This is a genomic window from Streptomyces aurantiacus, assembly GCF_001418335.1.
Taxonomy (GTDB): domain Bacteria; phylum Actinomycetota; class Actinomycetes; order Streptomycetales; family Streptomycetaceae; genus Streptomyces; species Streptomyces aurantiacus.
In genome coordinates, this window is record NZ_LIPP01000145.1 from 1 (window position 1) to 14,995 (window position 14,995).

The 14,995-nt window shown below is 70.3% G+C and carries 14 protein-coding genes and 1 pseudogene; 5 read left to right on the top strand and 10 right to left on the bottom strand.

Features of this window, described 5'->3' with window-relative positions; all coding sequences use genetic code 11:
- Positions 1–530 (top strand): annotated as a pseudogene (locus AOK01_RS19920) (glycosyl hydrolase 115 family protein); the annotation flags it as partial.
- An 81-nt stretch (positions 531–611) separates the two neighbouring features.
- On the opposite strand, the gene AOK01_RS19925 reads toward AOK01_RS19920, so the two are convergent.
- The 4 genes from AOK01_RS19925 to AOK01_RS19940 form a co-directional block, all read right to left on the bottom strand.
- A complete protein-coding gene (locus AOK01_RS19925; protein WP_055513568.1) occupies positions 612–1,838 on the bottom strand; it encodes an FAD-dependent monooxygenase in 1,227 nt (408 codons plus the stop codon).
- Between the two features lie 593 nt (positions 1,839–2,431).
- A complete protein-coding gene (locus AOK01_RS19930) occupies positions 2,432–2,776 on the bottom strand; it encodes a hypothetical protein (RefSeq protein WP_055513570.1) in 345 nt (114 codons plus the stop codon).
- The gene (locus tag AOK01_RS19935) at positions 2,773–3,720 is read right to left on the bottom strand and encodes a helix-turn-helix domain-containing protein (RefSeq protein ID WP_055513571.1); all 948 of its coding nucleotides are present in this window, start codon (positions 3,718–3,720) and stop codon (positions 2,773–2,775) included. The genes AOK01_RS19930 and AOK01_RS19935 overlap by 4 nt, the downstream gene beginning before the upstream one ends.
- Positions 3,721–4,025: 305 nt before the next feature.
- A complete protein-coding gene (locus tag AOK01_RS19940; protein WP_055513573.1) occupies positions 4,026–4,490 on the bottom strand; it encodes an ATP-binding protein in 465 nt (154 codons plus the stop codon).
- A 140-nt stretch (positions 4,491–4,630) separates the two neighbouring features.
- On the opposite strand from AOK01_RS19940, the gene AOK01_RS19945 reads away from it, so the two are divergent.
- Entirely contained in the window at positions 4,631–5,482 is an 852-nt protein-coding gene (locus AOK01_RS19945; protein WP_055513575.1) for a helix-turn-helix domain-containing protein, read from the top strand.
- On the top strand, positions 5,479–5,670 hold the full coding sequence (locus AOK01_RS19950) for a DUF397 domain-containing protein (RefSeq protein WP_055513577.1): 192 nt from the start codon (positions 5,479–5,481) through the stop codon (positions 5,668–5,670). The genes AOK01_RS19945 and AOK01_RS19950 overlap by 4 nt, the downstream gene beginning before the upstream one ends.
- A gap of 5 nt (positions 5,671–5,675) precedes the next feature.
- On the opposite strand, the gene AOK01_RS19955 is transcribed toward AOK01_RS19950, so the two are convergent.
- The 6 genes from AOK01_RS19955 to AOK01_RS19980 form a co-directional block, all read right to left on the bottom strand.
- On the bottom strand, positions 5,676–6,701 hold the full coding sequence (locus tag AOK01_RS19955) for an FmdB family zinc ribbon protein (RefSeq protein WP_063792826.1): 1,026 nt from the start codon (positions 6,699–6,701) through the stop codon (positions 5,676–5,678).
- Positions 6,702–6,834: 133 nt separating this feature from the next.
- Positions 6,835–7,368, bottom strand: coding sequence for a chloramphenicol phosphotransferase CPT (gene cpt, locus AOK01_RS19960; RefSeq protein ID WP_055513579.1), 534 nt, complete (start codon positions 7,366–7,368; stop codon positions 6,835–6,837).
- A 50-nt stretch (positions 7,369–7,418) separates the two neighbouring features.
- Complete coding sequence (locus AOK01_RS44425; protein WP_055513581.1) at positions 7,419–7,991, bottom strand: hypothetical protein; 573 nt, start codon at positions 7,989–7,991, stop codon at positions 7,419–7,421.
- 171 nt (positions 7,992–8,162) lie between these two features.
- Positions 8,163–8,486: a MiAMP1 family antimicrobial peptide gene (locus AOK01_RS43600; protein WP_055513583.1), complete on the bottom strand. Its 324-nt coding sequence runs from the start codon at positions 8,484–8,486 to the stop codon at positions 8,163–8,165.
- Between the two features lie 176 nt (positions 8,487–8,662).
- Positions 8,663–10,354, bottom strand: coding sequence for a PLL family lectin (locus tag AOK01_RS19975; RefSeq protein WP_055513585.1), 1,692 nt, complete (start codon positions 10,352–10,354; stop codon positions 8,663–8,665).
- A 122-nt stretch (positions 10,355–10,476) separates the two neighbouring features.
- Positions 10,477–13,503 (bottom strand): AfsR/SARP family transcriptional regulator, encoded by a 3,027-nt coding sequence (locus tag AOK01_RS19980; RefSeq protein ID WP_063792827.1) that lies wholly within the window; start codon positions 13,501–13,503, stop codon positions 10,477–10,479.
- Positions 13,504–14,022: 519 nt separating this feature from the next.
- Here AOK01_RS19980 and rpsJ point away from each other — a divergent pair.
- Together rpsJ and rplC are read left to right on the top strand one after the other, a co-directional pair.
- Complete coding sequence (gene rpsJ, locus AOK01_RS19985; RefSeq protein ID WP_003948644.1) at positions 14,023–14,331, top strand: 30S ribosomal protein S10; 309 nt, start codon at positions 14,023–14,025, stop codon at positions 14,329–14,331.
- A gap of 14 nt (positions 14,332–14,345) precedes the next feature.
- Positions 14,346–14,990 carry a 50S ribosomal protein L3 gene (rplC, locus tag AOK01_RS19990; RefSeq protein ID WP_055513587.1) on the top strand — a complete coding sequence of 215 codons (645 nt, stop codon included), beginning with the start codon at positions 14,346–14,348 and terminating at the stop codon, positions 14,988–14,990.
- The last annotated feature ends 5 nt before the right edge of the window (positions 14,991–14,995 follow it).

A 14,995-nucleotide genomic window follows, 5' to 3' on the forward strand; every position in this document is an offset into this window, starting at 1 on the left:
GGTTCGTGGAGGCGGGCGGTTACGTCGCCGTCGATGCCGAGCACTTCGCGCGCACGGTGGGAGCGTGGCGACGTATCGACGGGATCGGGCGTACGGGGGCGGGCATGACGCCGTGGCCGGTGACGGCGCCTCGGCGGACTCCGGGGGGTTCGTCACCGCGGCTGGAGTACGAGGTGAGCCTGCTGTCCGCGGGCCTGGTCACGGTGTGGGCGTACCTGTCGCCGCGGAACCCGGCCCTGCCGACGGGCGGGCTGAAGTACGGGATCTCGTTCGACGGGGACGCTCCGCAGATCGTCGACATCCACGCGGTGACGGGGGCCGACGACGGGCTGATGAATGTGGAGTGGGCCCGCAACACATCGGACAACGTCAACCGCACGGCGACGCGGCACACGATCGGGGCTGCCGGGGTGCATCGGCTGAAGTTCTGGGCGGTGGATCCGACGGCGGTGTTGCAGCGATTGGTGATCGATACGGGTGGGCTGACGCCGACGTATCTGGGGCCGCCGGAGAGCCATCGCGTGCGCTGAGGGCACGAGGGGGACTCAGCACTCTCGATGCTTGCCCACGCCTGGCTCGCCTCAGCCCCGACAAACGCCGCGGCATGGCCGTCACCGCCGCGCCGTGCCGGACGGGGCAGTGGCCGCCGCCGCGGTGTACTCCGCTGCCAGCCGGCGGTGGACGACCCTGCGGAGCAGATCGAGAACGCTCGAACCCAGCACCTGGGCCGGGCGGCTGGATGGGACGAACCGCTGTTGCTTGACCCGTGCGGAGCGCCGCTGGCGTGTGATGTAGGGACGCAGGCCGGTCTCCCAGGCGTCCAGAGCGGCGGCGAGGTCGCCGGGGTGCTTCCGCAGGGCCACGCCCAGTGCGACGCCGCCGCGCAGCGAGGACGAGGAGCCCATGGCCGAGTAGGTGTTCATGCACCAGGCCGCGTCCCCCACCAGCACGACCCGACCCTTGCTCCACCGCTCCATCTTCACCTGGTGGATCGAGTCGAACACGTGTTCAGGGGCCTGCTCCAGGGAGTCCAGGACGTGGCGCACCACGGGTTCGTCGTCCATTCCGGAGAAGGCCGCGCGCACCTGCTCGATCGACGGCCCGGCGAACCGGTCCGGGATGTCCTCGGTGCGGTAGGTCAGCCACGCGCAGGGCGCGTGGTCGGCGAGTCCGAACACCCACATCGCGCGCTTGGGGCGCGAGACGATGATGCTGTCGCTCGCCTCGTAGGACGGCACCTGCTCCTTCATCTGGAACGCGCAGATCATCGCCTTCCAGTTCGCCAGGTAGTCCTCGTCCGGACCGAACACCATCCGGCGCACGCTTGAGCGCATCCCGTCCGCGCCGACCACGAGATCGAAGTCCTCGCGGTACTGCTTCCCGGTGCCGGCGTCCTTGAGCAGGACCCGCACCCCGCCGGTGCCCTCGGTGATCTCGGCCGGAGTGGTCGCGAACCGCACCTCGACCGCGTCCTCGGTCCCGTCGCCGGTGATGCCCTGCCACAACGCGGCCTCGATGTCGCTGCGCAGCACCGCAGCCAGCCCGCTGGGCGCGTCCAGCAATCCCAGAGCCGGCTTCCGCCTGCCCCGGCGATCCACCGACCACGAGTTCCCGCCCGGTCGCCATTCCGGGTTGCGGGTGTGCAGGTGGTCGGCGACCCCCAGGTCTGCCGCGGCCTGCACACCCTCCGGGAACATGAAGATGAAGTAGCCCCCGGTACGTCGCTCGGGTGCCCGTTCGACGATCACCGGCGTCCAGCCGGCCTGGCGCAGCCCGATGGCCGCGGACATCCCCGCGATCCCGAGCCCCACGACCAGTGCCCTTTTCTGCTTCTGCATGGCTTGCCCTTCTCCGATTACGTTCTGATGGATGGATGGATGGATGGCTCAATCCGGTACGACGACTGCGCGGCTGCGGCCGGTGTGTGCCCATGCCTCACCGACCCGGCTCACCGGGTACGCGGTGCAGGGCAGCTGTGGGGACCCGTCGGCGAAGCGGGCCATGACTTCGGGCGCCTCCGGCTCAAGCCGGGTGGGACCGTCGGCTCGGGGAAGTCACCGCAGACGGGTGACGTGTCAGGGGTGGTGACGATCGCAGCATGCGTCGGGTCTCCTTAACTAAGTTAAGTGATGTGCCCAGCATGACTTTAACGGCGTTAAGCTGTCAACCGTGGCCGGGGCATCACTCGGGAGCGGATCATCATGGCCCGGTAGTGGGGGTGAGCGCGGGGCCATGTGTCGTCCGAGGCGATGGTCGTCATGGCGCTCGCTCCCTGTGTTGCGTGCCTGGGGGGTAAGAGCTTGTGCTGAGGTCCCTTTCTCAGCTGCGTGGTGGCGTCAGAAGGCGTCCGCGTCCCAGTGCTGGGCTCGTTCCAGATGGCGCAGCCTGGCTTCGGTGCGGTGGCGGGTTTCGGCGTACTCCCACTTCCAGCTCACGCGCGCGCTGCTTTCATCGCCTCGTCCAGGACGCTGCTCAGTTCCCGCAGGGCGTCCTGTGCGGTGGCCAGGTTCGCGTGCTCCAGGTTGCTCGTCGCGTCGGCGTAGCGGGTCGACAGGGCGGGGCGACGGGCGATCTCGACCTCCCTGGCCCAGATCAGGACCCAACTCCGCACCGGAGTCAGGGACTGCCACTCGACCGCTTTGGCGAAGGCTTCGTCCTTCTCGGCCTGTATCTCGACCAGACGATGGGGTGCGATGACGGCGAGGGCCGTGCGCAGGGCTTCCGGGGTTCTTTCGGGGCGGGGGATCAGTTCGGCGTACCCGTTGTGGGTATTCATGCTGCGGTCTCCAAGGGATCGGAACCGGCGGAGCGGCAGTCGCGGCAGCGGAGGTCTGGTTTGGGGGAGCGGAAGGCACGGTCGCAGCCGTCGCAGTTCTCCATGGGGAAGGGGCGTAGGGATGGCGGGGGCGTCGCCCTTGCTGTTGCGACTGAGGGGAGTGGTGGTGGGAGGAGTTCCGCGAGGCGGTGGGCCAGGAGGCCGGCCGGGTGGTGCAGGGGCCCCTCGGGAAGGCCTGCCGTCAGGGTGCGGCGTACGGCTTCGGGGGCGGCGCCGCGGTCCAGCCAGGCGGTGACGGCGGGGGCGAGGCGGTCCACGTCCCGTTGGGGGAGGAGAAGACGGGGGTCGTCGTGGCGCAGCCGTGCGAGGAGGTCGGCGGCTGTGCGGTGGTCGGGTGTGGCCGCCCCGGGAGGTGTCGGTGGGAACTTGGCCGGTGGGGTGGCTGGCGGTGATGCCTCGACGTCCGGCTGTACGGGGTCGGGGGCGGGGTTGGCGGCAGGAGCGGGAGCGGGAGCGGGCTCGGGCGAGGCAGCGGGCTGGGGTTGCGGAGGCTCGGTGGGAGTTGCCCCCGGCTGGTTGTACGACACCGTGTGCGTGACCACTCGGCCGCTCGGCAGGCGTTCCCGGGTGCGGGCGAGGTAGCCGTGGGCCTCCAGCTCCCGCAGGGCCGACGCGATCCTCGTCTCGCCCTCGGGGAAACGGGCCGCGAGCGTCTTGATGTCGACGCGGGCGCCCGTGGGCAGCGACTGGATGTGGACGCCGAGCCCGATCGCGAGCCCCGACAACTGCCGGTGCTGGGCCAGGTGGTTGCCGATCACCGTGAAGCGGGTGGTGTGGCGGACGTTGATGTGGGTGATGCCCCGCGGATGCGTACGCGGATGTGCGTCAGGGTGCGGAATGCGGGGCTGGGCGCACGGGGGCGCGCTAAAGTTTCGCTTATCCATCGGGAAGAGGGCCTTACTTCTCGGTGGTCAGGCCCTCGATCGGGATTGCAGTCCCGGCCGGGGGCCGACGCATGTTCTGGAGTTGTCTCGCCGGCGTTCTCGCCTGTCGCGGGGCGAGCATATGCCCGGCAACCGGACGGAAATCCAGCTGAGCTGGCGTTTGTCACCCTTGTGGGCGACGCGGACTCGCCGTGCTGACGAAGGGGCCCGACAGGGGCAGGTGACGGCCGGGTGAGTTGGGTTTGGTTGGTTCTCTCCCGACGTTCTTGAAAAGCATTTGATGTCGTGCGGTACCGGTCGTCCCTTTACCGGGACGGGAAACTCCGGGTGTCGGTGGTGGCGAGGCCGATCTCGGCCCAGACCGTTTTGCGTGGAGGCGGGCCCTGCGTCACGCCCCAGCGGTCGGCGAGCGCCTCGACGATGGCGAGGCCGCGCCCCGACTCGGCCGTGAGCGTGGGCTGTTGGGGGCGCGGGACCGGCCGGTCGCCACGGGCGTCGGTCACCTCGATACGGAGGGTGCCGCCGATCACGTACAGCGTGAGCCGGAAGTCGCGGCCGGGTACGCGTCCGTGGGTGATGGCGTTGGCCGCCAGCTCGCCCACGATGTGCTCCGCACGGTCCGGGTCCAAGGGGAGGCCCCAGGAGCGGAGTTGCTCGGTGGTGAGGCGGCGGGCCAGGCGGGCGCCGCGGGGCGTGGGGGACAGGAGCACGGTGAAGTTGCGGGTGGTGCGGTCGAGTTGGAGCGGTGGCTGGGCAGTTTCTTGATTCATGTCACTTAGCGTGGCGGAAGCTGCCTACTCTGAACTGCGATGACAACTGTGCGTATCGAGACTGTCTCGCCGTTGTCCCGCGTTGTCTTGGCTGTCTCGGGTGTCGTGGGGGTACCGGTGGGCGTTGGAGGTGAGTGGGCATGAGTGGAGAAGGTGTGGATGAGGCGGGCTGGGACCTCGAACCGGGGGACGAGAGCGCGCCGTTGGTGGAGGCCGTCGGGCGACTGCTCAGGATCTGCCGTGAGGCGGCCGGGATGCGGGTCCCCGAATTCGGCGAGGCCATCGGGTACGGCGAGGACATGGTCCGCAAGATCGAGCGCGGGGCTCGGATTCCGCGACCTGAGTTCCTGGACCGGGCGGACGAGATCCTGAGCGCGGGCGGGCATCTCAAGGCCTTCAAGGAGGACGTGGAGAAGGCTCGGTATCCGAAGAAGGTGCGTGAGCTGAAGGCGCTGGAGGACCGGGCAGTTGAGGTGCTGCTGTACAGCAACCACAGCATTCAGGGGCTGTTGCAGACACCGGAATACGCTCGGGCGTTGTTCGAGATGGCGCAGCCCGTTTACTCGCAGGACGAGGTGGAGCGGGGGACCGCCGCCCGCATGGCGCGGAAGGCGATCTTCGAACGGGATCCCGCTCCGACACTCAGTTTCGTCCAAGAACAGGTGACGTTGGAGCGCCCTCTCGGTGGGAAGATGGTGCTACGCCGACAGCTCGAACACCTGCTGGAGGTAGGGCAGTTGCGAAACGTCACGCTTCAGGTTATGCCGACCGATCTGGCAGAGCACGCTGGTGTGCACCACGGTCCCATCCAAGTACTGAAGTTCTCCGACGGTACTGCGATCGGCCGATGCCCAGGTGCGTTCAACGGGCGCCCGGTCACCAGCCCCAGGGATCTTCGTATCCTTGACCTGCGGTATGGCACGATCCGAGCGCAGGCTCTCACGCCGGGGGAGTCGCTGGCCTTCATCGAGCGAGTGCGGGGAAAACTATGAGCGTCATGGAACTTCACTGGTTCAAGAGCAGCTACAGCGACAGCAGCGACATCAACGACTGCGTCGAAATAGCCACCGCCCCCGCCACCATCCACGTGCGGGACTCCAAGAACGCCGACGGCCCCCGGCTCGCGCTCACCCCGCAGGCGTGGGCGTCGTTCGTATCGGCCCTGCCGGTGGCCCCGTAGCCCCGTTACTGCATGTTCCGCACATGCGGATGGTCGGGCGCGACCGTGCACACGTACAGCTGCATGTGGTAGCCGCGGCCGATGTTCAGCCGGGTCGCGCAGGCCGGGCCGAGGAAGTGCAGGCCCGTGTAGGCGGCGTCCTCGATCGGGCGCCAGCTTCCGTTGCCGCTGTTCCACTCCGTGCCGCCGACGGTGAGCAGAGGCCGTACGTCCGAGCCGCACTCGGGGCAGGTCATGGGGAACGGGTCGCTGAAGCTCCAGGGGGCGTGGCCGCCGAGCTTGCAGCCGGGGGCGACGCTGAGGTCGTACTGGTAGCCGATGCCGGTGACGTCGGCCGGCTCTTCCGGGTTCTGTGCCTCCTCCCAGGCCTCGATCCGTTCGGCGAGGTCTTCGGACAGCTCGTGCGGGGCCGGGTACTCGATGACCGTCTCGGGGTGGAGTGCGCAGGGCTCGGGGAGGTAGTCGTCGTTGCCGATCACCGACGGCTGCGGGGCGGTGGGGAGCGGGTCGGTCACGTCGGCGGAGGCCCACCAGCGCAGTTCGACCGCGGGGAGGTGGTCCTCGTCGTGGTCGAAGGGGCACCACAGCACCTGGAGCAGGTCGGTACCGGCCGGGCGGGGCAGCGCGGGGACGTCGGAGGCGTACAGCTGGGCCACGGGGATCATGGGGACCGGGCCGTCCTGGGGTATCCGGGTCCTGCCGGAGAGGGAGGAACGGTCGACGATCTCGCGCTCCGCCGGGGTGAGGAGGTCGGCGCCCTCGGCACGTGGCCGGTGCCAGGCCTCGGAGAGGATGCGCCGGCCGAGCCGTACGTCGTCGGGGGCGACCCCGTGGTGCCGGGGGCCGGTGTGATCCGGGCAGGTGGGCCACGGCTCCTGGGACGGCCACAGCAGAGGGCCGCCGATCGAACTGTCCGCGGCGGTGGGCGTACCGGCACGCGGGTGCAGCCGCACGGCGGTGCGGGCCATCGGCGCCAGCTCGGGGAAGAGGGCGGTGACGTCCAGGGGGCGGGGCGGAGTGGTGCGCGACATGGGGCGAGGCTATGGGGTGGACGAGCCGGCTGTGTTCGGCAGGGGCGGTGGGTGTGACGGGGCGGTCGAGGGCTGAGGGACGTGGGCCGAAAGGGAGGCCGGTCGGGGAAACGGCAGGCAGCCGGGCCGCCGGTCACTCCACACTCGCGGCGATGGTCCGTGCGCACTCCATCGACTCGGTGTGCGTGGTGTCCACCTCCAGGTCGTAGACCACGCCCTGGTGGACCACGTCCGCCTGGGACGCGGCCATCCCGGTGACCCGATCGCTTCGTGCGACCTCACGGCCTGCGGCGACCGTGCCGTCACATCTGACGCCGACCCACAGCACCCGCAGCTCGCCCAGTGCTTTCTGCCATCGCCGTTGCGAGTCGGCTCCGCCGAGGAAGACCTCGTCGATGACGACCCGGGCGCCCGCGCGGGCCATCGCGGCGACCCCCTCGATCCATGCCGCCTCCAGCGCCCGGAACTCCGGCCCGACGATCACCGCTCCGTCCGCAGCGAACTCGATCCCGCCGTCCGACGTCTGCAGGGAGGCCGGCATCGCCTCGACCAGCGTGTCTGTCCCGAAGGCCAGCCACGGATCCGGCAGGACCGCCTGCAGACACCGGACGATTCCGGACTTCCCCGAACTGGAACCACCGTTGAGAACGATCACCTGAGTCTTCACCGCGCCACAGTAGGGGCCCCGCGGCAACACGGCGATACTCGGCGGCCCCTCTAATCCGGGCGGCCCAGCGGTGTCCACGAAGACCAGGGGCCGCCGGGGGCGTTCTGCCAGCGATGGACCACCTCTCCCGACTCGTCGACGCCGAAGATCGCCATTCCCGAGCCGTGGTCCACCACCGAGGGGACTCCGGTGCTCACCCGCGAAGGCGTCGACGGGGGCGTGCCGACGTTCCTTTCTGCCTCCTCCAGGAGGGCGCGGGCCTTCGTCTCGGCCTGGTCGTAGCGCCGAGGGAAGGCCGACCGCTGGACCTCCTGGGCCGTCAGGCCCGCGGTGAGGTGCGGGAGCTTCCGCTCGACCCGGACGGCGCGGGTGAAGAACTGCTCGGCCGCGTAGGGCACATGCAGGATCTGCTGCGGGGTTCCCCAGCCCTGGCTGGGGCGTTGCTGGAAGACTCCCAGGGAGTCGCGGTCCCCGCAGGGCAGGTTGTTCATGTGCGACTCGACCCAGCCGGCCTCGAAGCCGGCGAGCATCACCTTGTCCGAGACCCCGAGGTCGCGGCCCACGGTGTAGACGGCGCTGGTCACATCGAGGTCGCGGTCGGGTGGGACGGGGCACGGTGCCATCGCGCTGTTTCCTTCTTTCGTGTCCGGCCTGCGGTCTGCGGGGCCCCGCCTGCCATGGGTGGGCGGGACCGGACAGCCGGACCCGGTCGTGGCCCCGTACGGCCCGCCCCCCATGGCTCAGGTGCTCCGTGCTCCGTGCTCAGCAGCGGTTCAGCGGCTGCTCAGCGGCGCTCAGCAGTGGAAGAAGACGCTCTTCCAGCCGAAGCCGTCCCGGCTTTCCTGGCTGCCGCGGAAGGTGTGGTGCACCGTTCCCTGGCAGTTCGACTCGTTGTACATCGCAGCGGTCTGGCCGGTGTACGTGAAGCGGTAGGCCGCCTTGTGGCCGGGATCGATGTTGTTGCAGCCGCAGGCGAAGACCTCCTTGGCGCTGCCGGTGTTCTGCGGGCCGGCCCAGCTCAGGAAACTGCTCGCGAAGGCCGGGCTGGTGCCCAGGAGGAGGGCTCCGGCCAGCATGGTCGCGCTGACGGCGGTACGAAGGGCGTGTCGCGTACGCATAGGGACTCCTGTTCGGTTACGTGCGTGGTTGTGGTTGTGGTTGTGGTTGTGGTGGTGCGGTGAGTGAGTCGTGCCGCCCGTGGGCGACGGCCGAGGCGGGGCGCGTCGGCCGAAGATGCCTGCCGGCATCCGACGCTCCGTCCGTCCGGCCTGCGGTGGCACGGGAGGTATGGAGGTCATGCGCGGTCCATTTCGTCCTTGGGCAGCGGCGAAGTCCGGTGTTGCGGGGGCACCTCGGGAGTGCCGGCGGCAGGAGCAGCGGCTGCGGCTGCGGCAGCGTCGGAGCCGACGCCGACGCCGACGCCTGCTTCGTCGCCGGTGGCGTCGGCCGTGGCCTCCGGAGACGGGGCGAGGTTTCCCTCCATGTCGGCCCAGGTGTCGTTCCAGGCATGGCCGTGTGCGGGACCCCGCTGCCAGGTGTGCGTCACCCGGCCCTGCGGGTCCCGGCCGAACACCGACAGGTCACCGCTGGGGTTGAGGACGACGGCGGGGTCGTCCGTGAGCCGGCCGCCCAGGGGGCTCCAGTGGGACCAGGGGCCGCCGGTTTCGGTCTGCCAGCGGTGGTGGAGGGTGTTGTCGGTGTGGCGGATGAAGAGGACCATGCCGCCGTCGCGGCCGATGAGGACGGTGGGGCGGCCTTGCGTGGTGCCGCCCATGTCGGCCCAGGTGTCGTTCCAGGCGTGGCCTTGTTCGGGGCCGTGTTGCCAGGTGTGGGTGATGTGGTTGTCGGGGTCGCGGGCGAAGACGGACAGTGCGCCGTTCGGGCTCAGTACCACTGCCGGGTCACTCGCCAGCCGGCCGCCCAGGGGGCTCCAGTGGGACCAGGGGCCGCCGGTTCCGGTCTGCCAGCGGTGGTGGAGGGTGTTGTCGGTGGGGCGGGTGAAGAGGACCATGCCGCCGTCGCGGCCGATGAGGGCGGTGGGACGGCCTTGGGTGGTGCCGCCCATGTCGGCCCAGGTGTCGTTCCAGGCGTGGCCTTGTTCGGGGCCGTGTTGCCAGGTGTGGGTGATGTGGTTGTCGGGGTCGCGGGCGAAGACGGACAGTGCGCCGTTCGGGCTCAGTACCACTGCCGGGTCACTCGCCAGCCGGCCGCCCAGGGACACCCACTGCGGCGCCCACTCGCCCGTCTCGGACTGCCAGGTGTGCCACAGCGCCCCGTCGGCACCGCGCACGAACACCACGAGCTTGCCGTACCGGCCCACCAGCGCCCACGGCCGCCCCACCGCCCGGGAGCCCGGGCGGCCCAGCGGTGTCCACCCCGACCACGCGCCACCCGCCTGGTTCTGCCAGCGATGCGCCACCTCTCCCGACATCTCGACGCCGGACACCACCATCCCGGAACCGTGATCCACCACCGACGGCACCCCGACGCTCAGCCGGGGGGCTTGCGGCCCCGGCTCGGTCCACCACGTGGTCTTCTTGCGGGCGCCGGCCCAGCCGAAACTGAAGTGAACGTGATCTGTGTGCGGACTCCTTCCGGTGTACGGGGTCCAGCCGGCGTCCGCGCGGTGCGCGTTCCAGATTCGCCGGTTCCAGATGATGTACATGAGCCCGAAACGGCGGCAGAGCGCGTGGCGGTTGCCGTGCCGGTCGGTGGCCAGCAGCCAGTCGATCAGGTCGGCGGCGATGTGCTCCTGGGTGTGGATGTCCACGCCCCAGTCCCAGGCCCGGCCCTCCTTGTGCTCACTGGGCCCCGGCCCGCCGCAGTCCCTGCCGATGCCCATGCCCCGGGTGCCGGGGTAGGCGGTGAGGACCAGATCGCGGAAGTCCAGGACCCCCGGCTTCGCGGTGGGATCGCAGTCCCGCTGGCCCTCGTACGGTGCGTAGGGGTCGATGCGTGGACCGAAGTCCGGTGTGGTGGGTGGCATGCGGTGATGTCCTCGACTCGTGTCATGCCGTTGGCGTCCACCGCCGTCGGCCTCACCTGATCCACCATTCCGGCCGGTGCTCTCACCTCGGTCACACCCCGGTCACTCCGGCTCCCGGCCGGCTACCCGGGCCGCCCGGCGGCTGCTCCGGCACCACTCGCACGACCGCCCTCCAGGAGCAGCGCCTCATGCGCGATACCGAGCGCCAGCGTGATGCCGTCCGCGGCCGTCGCGCCGCGCTCCCACGCCTCGGTGTACGCGGCGGTCGCCATGTGCTCCCGAACGAGGTCCTGGGTGCGGGCATGGAGCATGGAGAGGGGGTGGAGCCCGGCGATCTGGGACCCCGTCGCCTGCCGGTGGCGGTGCGCGGCGCCCAGGACCACGGCCGCCCAGGCGTGGTGCCCGAGGGCGCCGAGCGTCCAGGCCATGGTCTCCAGACTCCACGCGGGACCCCAGTTGTCGTCGAGGGCCCGCTGCCGTACGAGCGCGTCGCACAGGGGGAGGAGCCCGCGGGACGGTTCTCCGTGCAGCAGTTCGGTGAGGGCGGTGCACCACTGGCTCCAGGTCTGCGCCCACTCGGCGCCGGCCGCTTCGGCCGCGGCGACGTACGTGGCGCACGCCGAGCGGGCCTCGGCGCGGCATCCGAGGAAGGCGGTGGCGATGGCCCAGAACATCGTGGCCATGTGGGCGTCACCGGTGAGTCCCAGGGCGAGGAACTCCTCACGTGCCTTGGCGAGTTGTGCGATGCAGGCAGGATCGCCGAGCACCAGCAGCGTGTACACGCCCTCGATGTAGACGACGGGCGCGGCCCCGGCGAACGCGGGTACCGCATGGCACTCGTCGAGGCAGGCGCGCGCCGCCGGCTGGTCTCCCTGAATGATCGCGACGAACGTCTTCATGGCCGCCACCAGGGCGGTCGGCTCGGCGAGCGCCGGGTCGAGCAACGCCGAAAGGCTCTCGATCCAGTGCCGGGCCTCGCCGAGCGTGCTGCCGAAGAACCAGCAGCGCGTCCGCATCAGGTCGACGGCGATGGCAGCGCCGGCCGGCGCCCGCCCGGGGTGGACGCGGCAGAAGTCGAGTGCGGAGCGGAGGTTGGGCAGTTCCCGGCGCAGCCGCTCCAGCCAGCGGACCTCGTCGGGCCCGCACCACTCGGCGGCGGCGAGGGCGGCCAGGGACTGGTAGTAGTCGCTGTGGCGCATCCGGAGCCCGGTCGTGTCCCCCTCCGCCCGCAGGCGGTCCGTACCGTACTGGCGGATGGTCTCCAGCAGCCGATAGCGCGTGCCGGCGCCGGGCCGGCCGGCCGGAGTGACGGACTCGACCGTCACCACGGATTCGACCGTCGCCATGGATTCGACCGTCACCACGGGTTCCACCGTCACCACGGATTTTTGGACAAGGCCGTCGATCAGGTCCACGACGTCCTCCCGCGCGATGCCCTCACCCGCGCACACCGCCTCGGCGGCCCGGAGATCGAAGCCGCCGACGAAGACCGACAACCGGGCCCACAGCAGACGCTCCCCGGGTGTGCACAGGCCGTGGCTCCAGGCCATGACGCCGCGCAGTGTCTGCCGGTAGCCGGCGGCGAGCGCCGCCACCGGACCCGGCGCGGATGCCGCGGACGGTACGGATGCCACGGACGGCACCGCCGCCGAGCGGGGACCGGACAGCAGGCGGAAGCGGTCCCCCAGCCGTTCCAGGATCTCCGCCACGGTCAGTGAACTCAGCCGGACGGCAGCCAGTTCGATGGCCAGTGGGATGCCGTCCAGCCGCCGGCACAGCTCGGTGGCCGACCCGTCCCGGCCCGCATCCGCAGGCAGGACGGCCGCGCAGGCCGCCGCCCGGTCCTTCAGCAGCCGTACCGCCTCGCTCGGTGCGCCGTCCGGCCCGTCCCGGACCGTCAGACAGGGGACCAGCAGCAGGTGTTCGCCCGGTGCGCCGAGCCTCTCGCGGCTGGTGGCCAGGATGCGCAGCTCCGGCGCGGCCCGCAGCAGCCGCAGCACCAGCTCCGCCACGGCGGCCACCAGGTGCTCGCAGTTGTCCAGGACGAGCAGCAGACGCCGCTCGCACAGATGGTCCGCCACCGCGTCGGCCGCCGACCGGGTGGACTGGTCGCGCAGCCCCAGCGACTCGGCGACCGCCCGTTCCACCAGCGCCGGGTCGGTGACCGCCGCGAGGTCCACGAGCCACACCCCGTCGGGGAAGGCGGCTGCCGACCGCCGGGCGGCCCGCAGCGCGAGCCGTGTCTTGCCGACCCCGCCCACGCCGGTGCACGTGACCAGTCTGGACCGCCCCAACAGCCGTTGCGCCTCGGCCAGTTCGCGCTCGCGTCCGATGAAGGACGTCGTCTCCGCGGGCAGGTTCCCGCGCCCGCCGGGACCCGGTGCCCGCGGCACGGCCGGGACGAGGTCCTGCGCCGCCGTGAGAATGCGCTGGTGCAGAGTCTTGAGTTCGACACCCGGATCGATACCCAGCTCTTCGGCGAGCAGTGTGCCGACCTCGCGGAAGCACTCCAGGGCCTCGCCCTGCCGGCCGCACTGGTAGAGAGCCAGCATCCGCTGTGCCCAGAAGCGCTCGCGCAACGGGTGGCGCCTGGTCAGACGGCTCAGCTCCGGGAGCGCGTCCGCGGGCCGACGGCACCGGATCACGGCGTCCGCCCAAGCCTCCTGGGTGCTCAGCCGCTGTTCGCACAGGCCGGGGGAGACGTCCGAGAACCGCTCCGGCGGGAGATCGGACAACGGCTCGCCCCGCCACAGCCCGAGGGCCTTCTCCAGCAACGCCGCCGCCCGCTCCGGCCGGTCCTCGGCGAGCGCGGCACCGCCCTCCCGGGCCAGCGCACAGAACCGGTGCGCGTCGAGGCCGTCCATGTCCGCCATGTCCAGCACATAGCCGAGGCGGTCGGTCCGCACCAGCTCGGGTCCGAGCGTCCGGCGCAGCCGCAGGACGTAGTTCTGTACGGCGTTCCGCGCCCCCCGTGGTGGAACGTCCCCCCACAACCGGCCCACCAGGGCGTCCACCGGGACGACGCGACCGGCGTCGACCAGCAGTGCCGCCAGCAGTGTGCGCAGCTGGGCGGCGCAGACGTCCACGCGCCGGCCGTCACGCGTGACGGCCAGCGGGCCGAGAATCCCGAATTCGTAGTATGCGCCCATTGGGACGATGCTAGAACGCAGAGTAATCGGACAGATACAGTGCGCACATGGTGGACGGGGGGTGTGCGGGGTCTTACGTGCGCCCCCGGCGTCGGTGAGCCGGGTGTTTCACCCGCGCTGCCTCCGGGGTATTCTCTCCGGCTCGATTGGCCAGCGCCGCGCCCCGTGTGGCAGACTGTCGGGGTTGCTCGGTTGAGTGCCGATGCTGCGCGCCTCCCGCCGGGAGGATCGGAAGCGAGTCCCACAGTACTCGTCGCTCCAACTGCCGAAAGGCAGCGCTGGGGCGGACGTACGGGAATCTTCCGGGAAGCGTCAGCGGGGTGCCGGCCAGGCGCCCGGTGGGTGTTCGGCCCCCGGTCCTGCGGTCGTCTTTGGGATGGGCCGTGTCCCTGGTAGGGAAATCCATTTGTGGATATCTCCGCGCCGAGGACGCGACACACCCGACCGCGTGGGTCGGAGGTGAGGACGCGAACCCCCGGGTTCCGGAGCGTTTTACTAGACAAGGACTACTGAGTAGCCATGGCGGGACAGAAGATCCGCATCCGGCTCAAGGCCTACGACCACGAGGTCATCGATTCCTCGGCGAAGAAGATCGTCGAGACGGTGACACGCACTGGTGCGTCGGTCGCAGGCCCGGTGCCGCTGCCCACTGAGAAGAACGTGTACTGCGTCATCAAGTCGCCGCACAAGTACAAGGACTCTCGCGAGCACTTCGAGATGCGCACGCACAAGCGCCTGATCGACATTCTCGACCCGACCCCCAAGACCGTTGACTCTCTGATGCGACTCGACCTGCCGGCCGGTGTCGACATCGAGATCAAGCTCTAGGGGCGGTGGTCTGAATGGCTAAGCAGATCAAGGGCATCCTGGGCGAGAAGCTCGGCATGACGCAGGTGTGGGACGAGAACAACCGTGTTGTTCCGGTCACCGTCGTCAAGGCCGGCTCGAACGTCGTGACCCAGGTCCGTACGAACGACTCCGACGGCTACGAGTCGGTGCAGATCGCCTTCGGCGAGATCGACCCGCGCAAGGTGAACAAGCCCCTCAAGGGTCACTTCGCCAAGGCCGACGTCACTCCCCGCCGCCACCTCGTCGAGATCCGCACCGCGGACGCCTCCGAGTACACGCTGGGTCAGGAGATCTCCGCCGAGGTCTTCGAGGCCGGCGTCAAGGTGGACGTGACCGGCAAGAGCAAGGGCAAGGGCTTCGCCGGTGTCATGAAGCGTCACAACTTCCATGGTCTCGGCGCCGGCCACGGTGTCCAGCGCAAGCACCGCTCTCCCGGCTCCATCGGTGGCTGCGCCACCCCCGGCCGTGTCTTCAAGGGCATGCGCATGGCGGGCCGCATGGGTAATGAGCGGGTCACCACCCAGAACCTGACCGTCCATGCCGTTGACGCGGAGAAGGGACTGCTCCTCATCAAGGGGGCCATCCCGGGTCCGAACGGCGGCCTCATCCTGGTCCGCACCGCGGCCAAGGGGGCCTGAGGTAA

Bases quoted from the DNA above. Each gene is read 5' to 3' on its own strand.
- rpsJ (WP_003948644.1), top strand. From the start codon at position 14,023: ATGGCGGGACAGAAGATCCGCATCCGGCTCAAGGCCTACGACCACGAG.
- AOK01_RS19950 (WP_055513577.1), top strand. From the start codon at position 5,479: ATGAGCGTCATGGAACTTCACTGGTTCAAGAGCAGCTACAGCGACAGC.
- AOK01_RS19980 (WP_063792827.1), bottom strand. From the start codon at position 13,503: ATGGGCGCATACTACGAATTCGGGATTCTCGGCCCGCTGGCCGTCACG.
- AOK01_RS19925 (WP_055513568.1), bottom strand. From the start codon at position 1,838: ATGCAGAAGCAGAAAAGGGCACTGGTCGTGGGGCTCGGGATCGCGGGG.
- AOK01_RS19930 (WP_055513570.1), bottom strand. From the start codon at position 2,776: ATGAATACCCACAACGGGTACGCCGAACTGATCCCCCGCCCCGAAAGA.
- rplC (WP_055513587.1), top strand. From the start codon at position 14,346: ATGGCTAAGCAGATCAAGGGCATCCTGGGCGAGAAGCTCGGCATGACG.
- AOK01_RS19955 (WP_063792826.1), bottom strand. From the start codon at position 6,701: ATGTCGCGCACCACTCCGCCCCGCCCCCTGGACGTCACCGCCCTCTTC.
- AOK01_RS44425 (WP_055513581.1), bottom strand. From the start codon at position 7,991: ATGGCACCGTGCCCCGTCCCACCCGACCGCGACCTCGATGTGACCAGC.
- AOK01_RS19945 (WP_055513575.1), top strand. From the start codon at position 4,631: ATGAGTGGAGAAGGTGTGGATGAGGCGGGCTGGGACCTCGAACCGGGG.
- AOK01_RS19975 (WP_055513585.1), bottom strand. From the start codon at position 10,354: ATGCCACCCACCACACCGGACTTCGGTCCACGCATCGACCCCTACGCA.
- AOK01_RS19935 (WP_055513571.1), bottom strand. From the start codon at position 3,720: ATGGATAAGCGAAACTTTAGCGCGCCCCCGTGCGCCCAGCCCCGCATT.
- AOK01_RS19940 (WP_055513573.1), bottom strand. From the start codon at position 4,490: ATGAATCAAGAAACTGCCCAGCCACCGCTCCAACTCGACCGCACCACC.
- AOK01_RS43600 (WP_055513583.1), bottom strand. From the start codon at position 8,486: ATGCGTACGCGACACGCCCTTCGTACCGCCGTCAGCGCGACCATGCTG.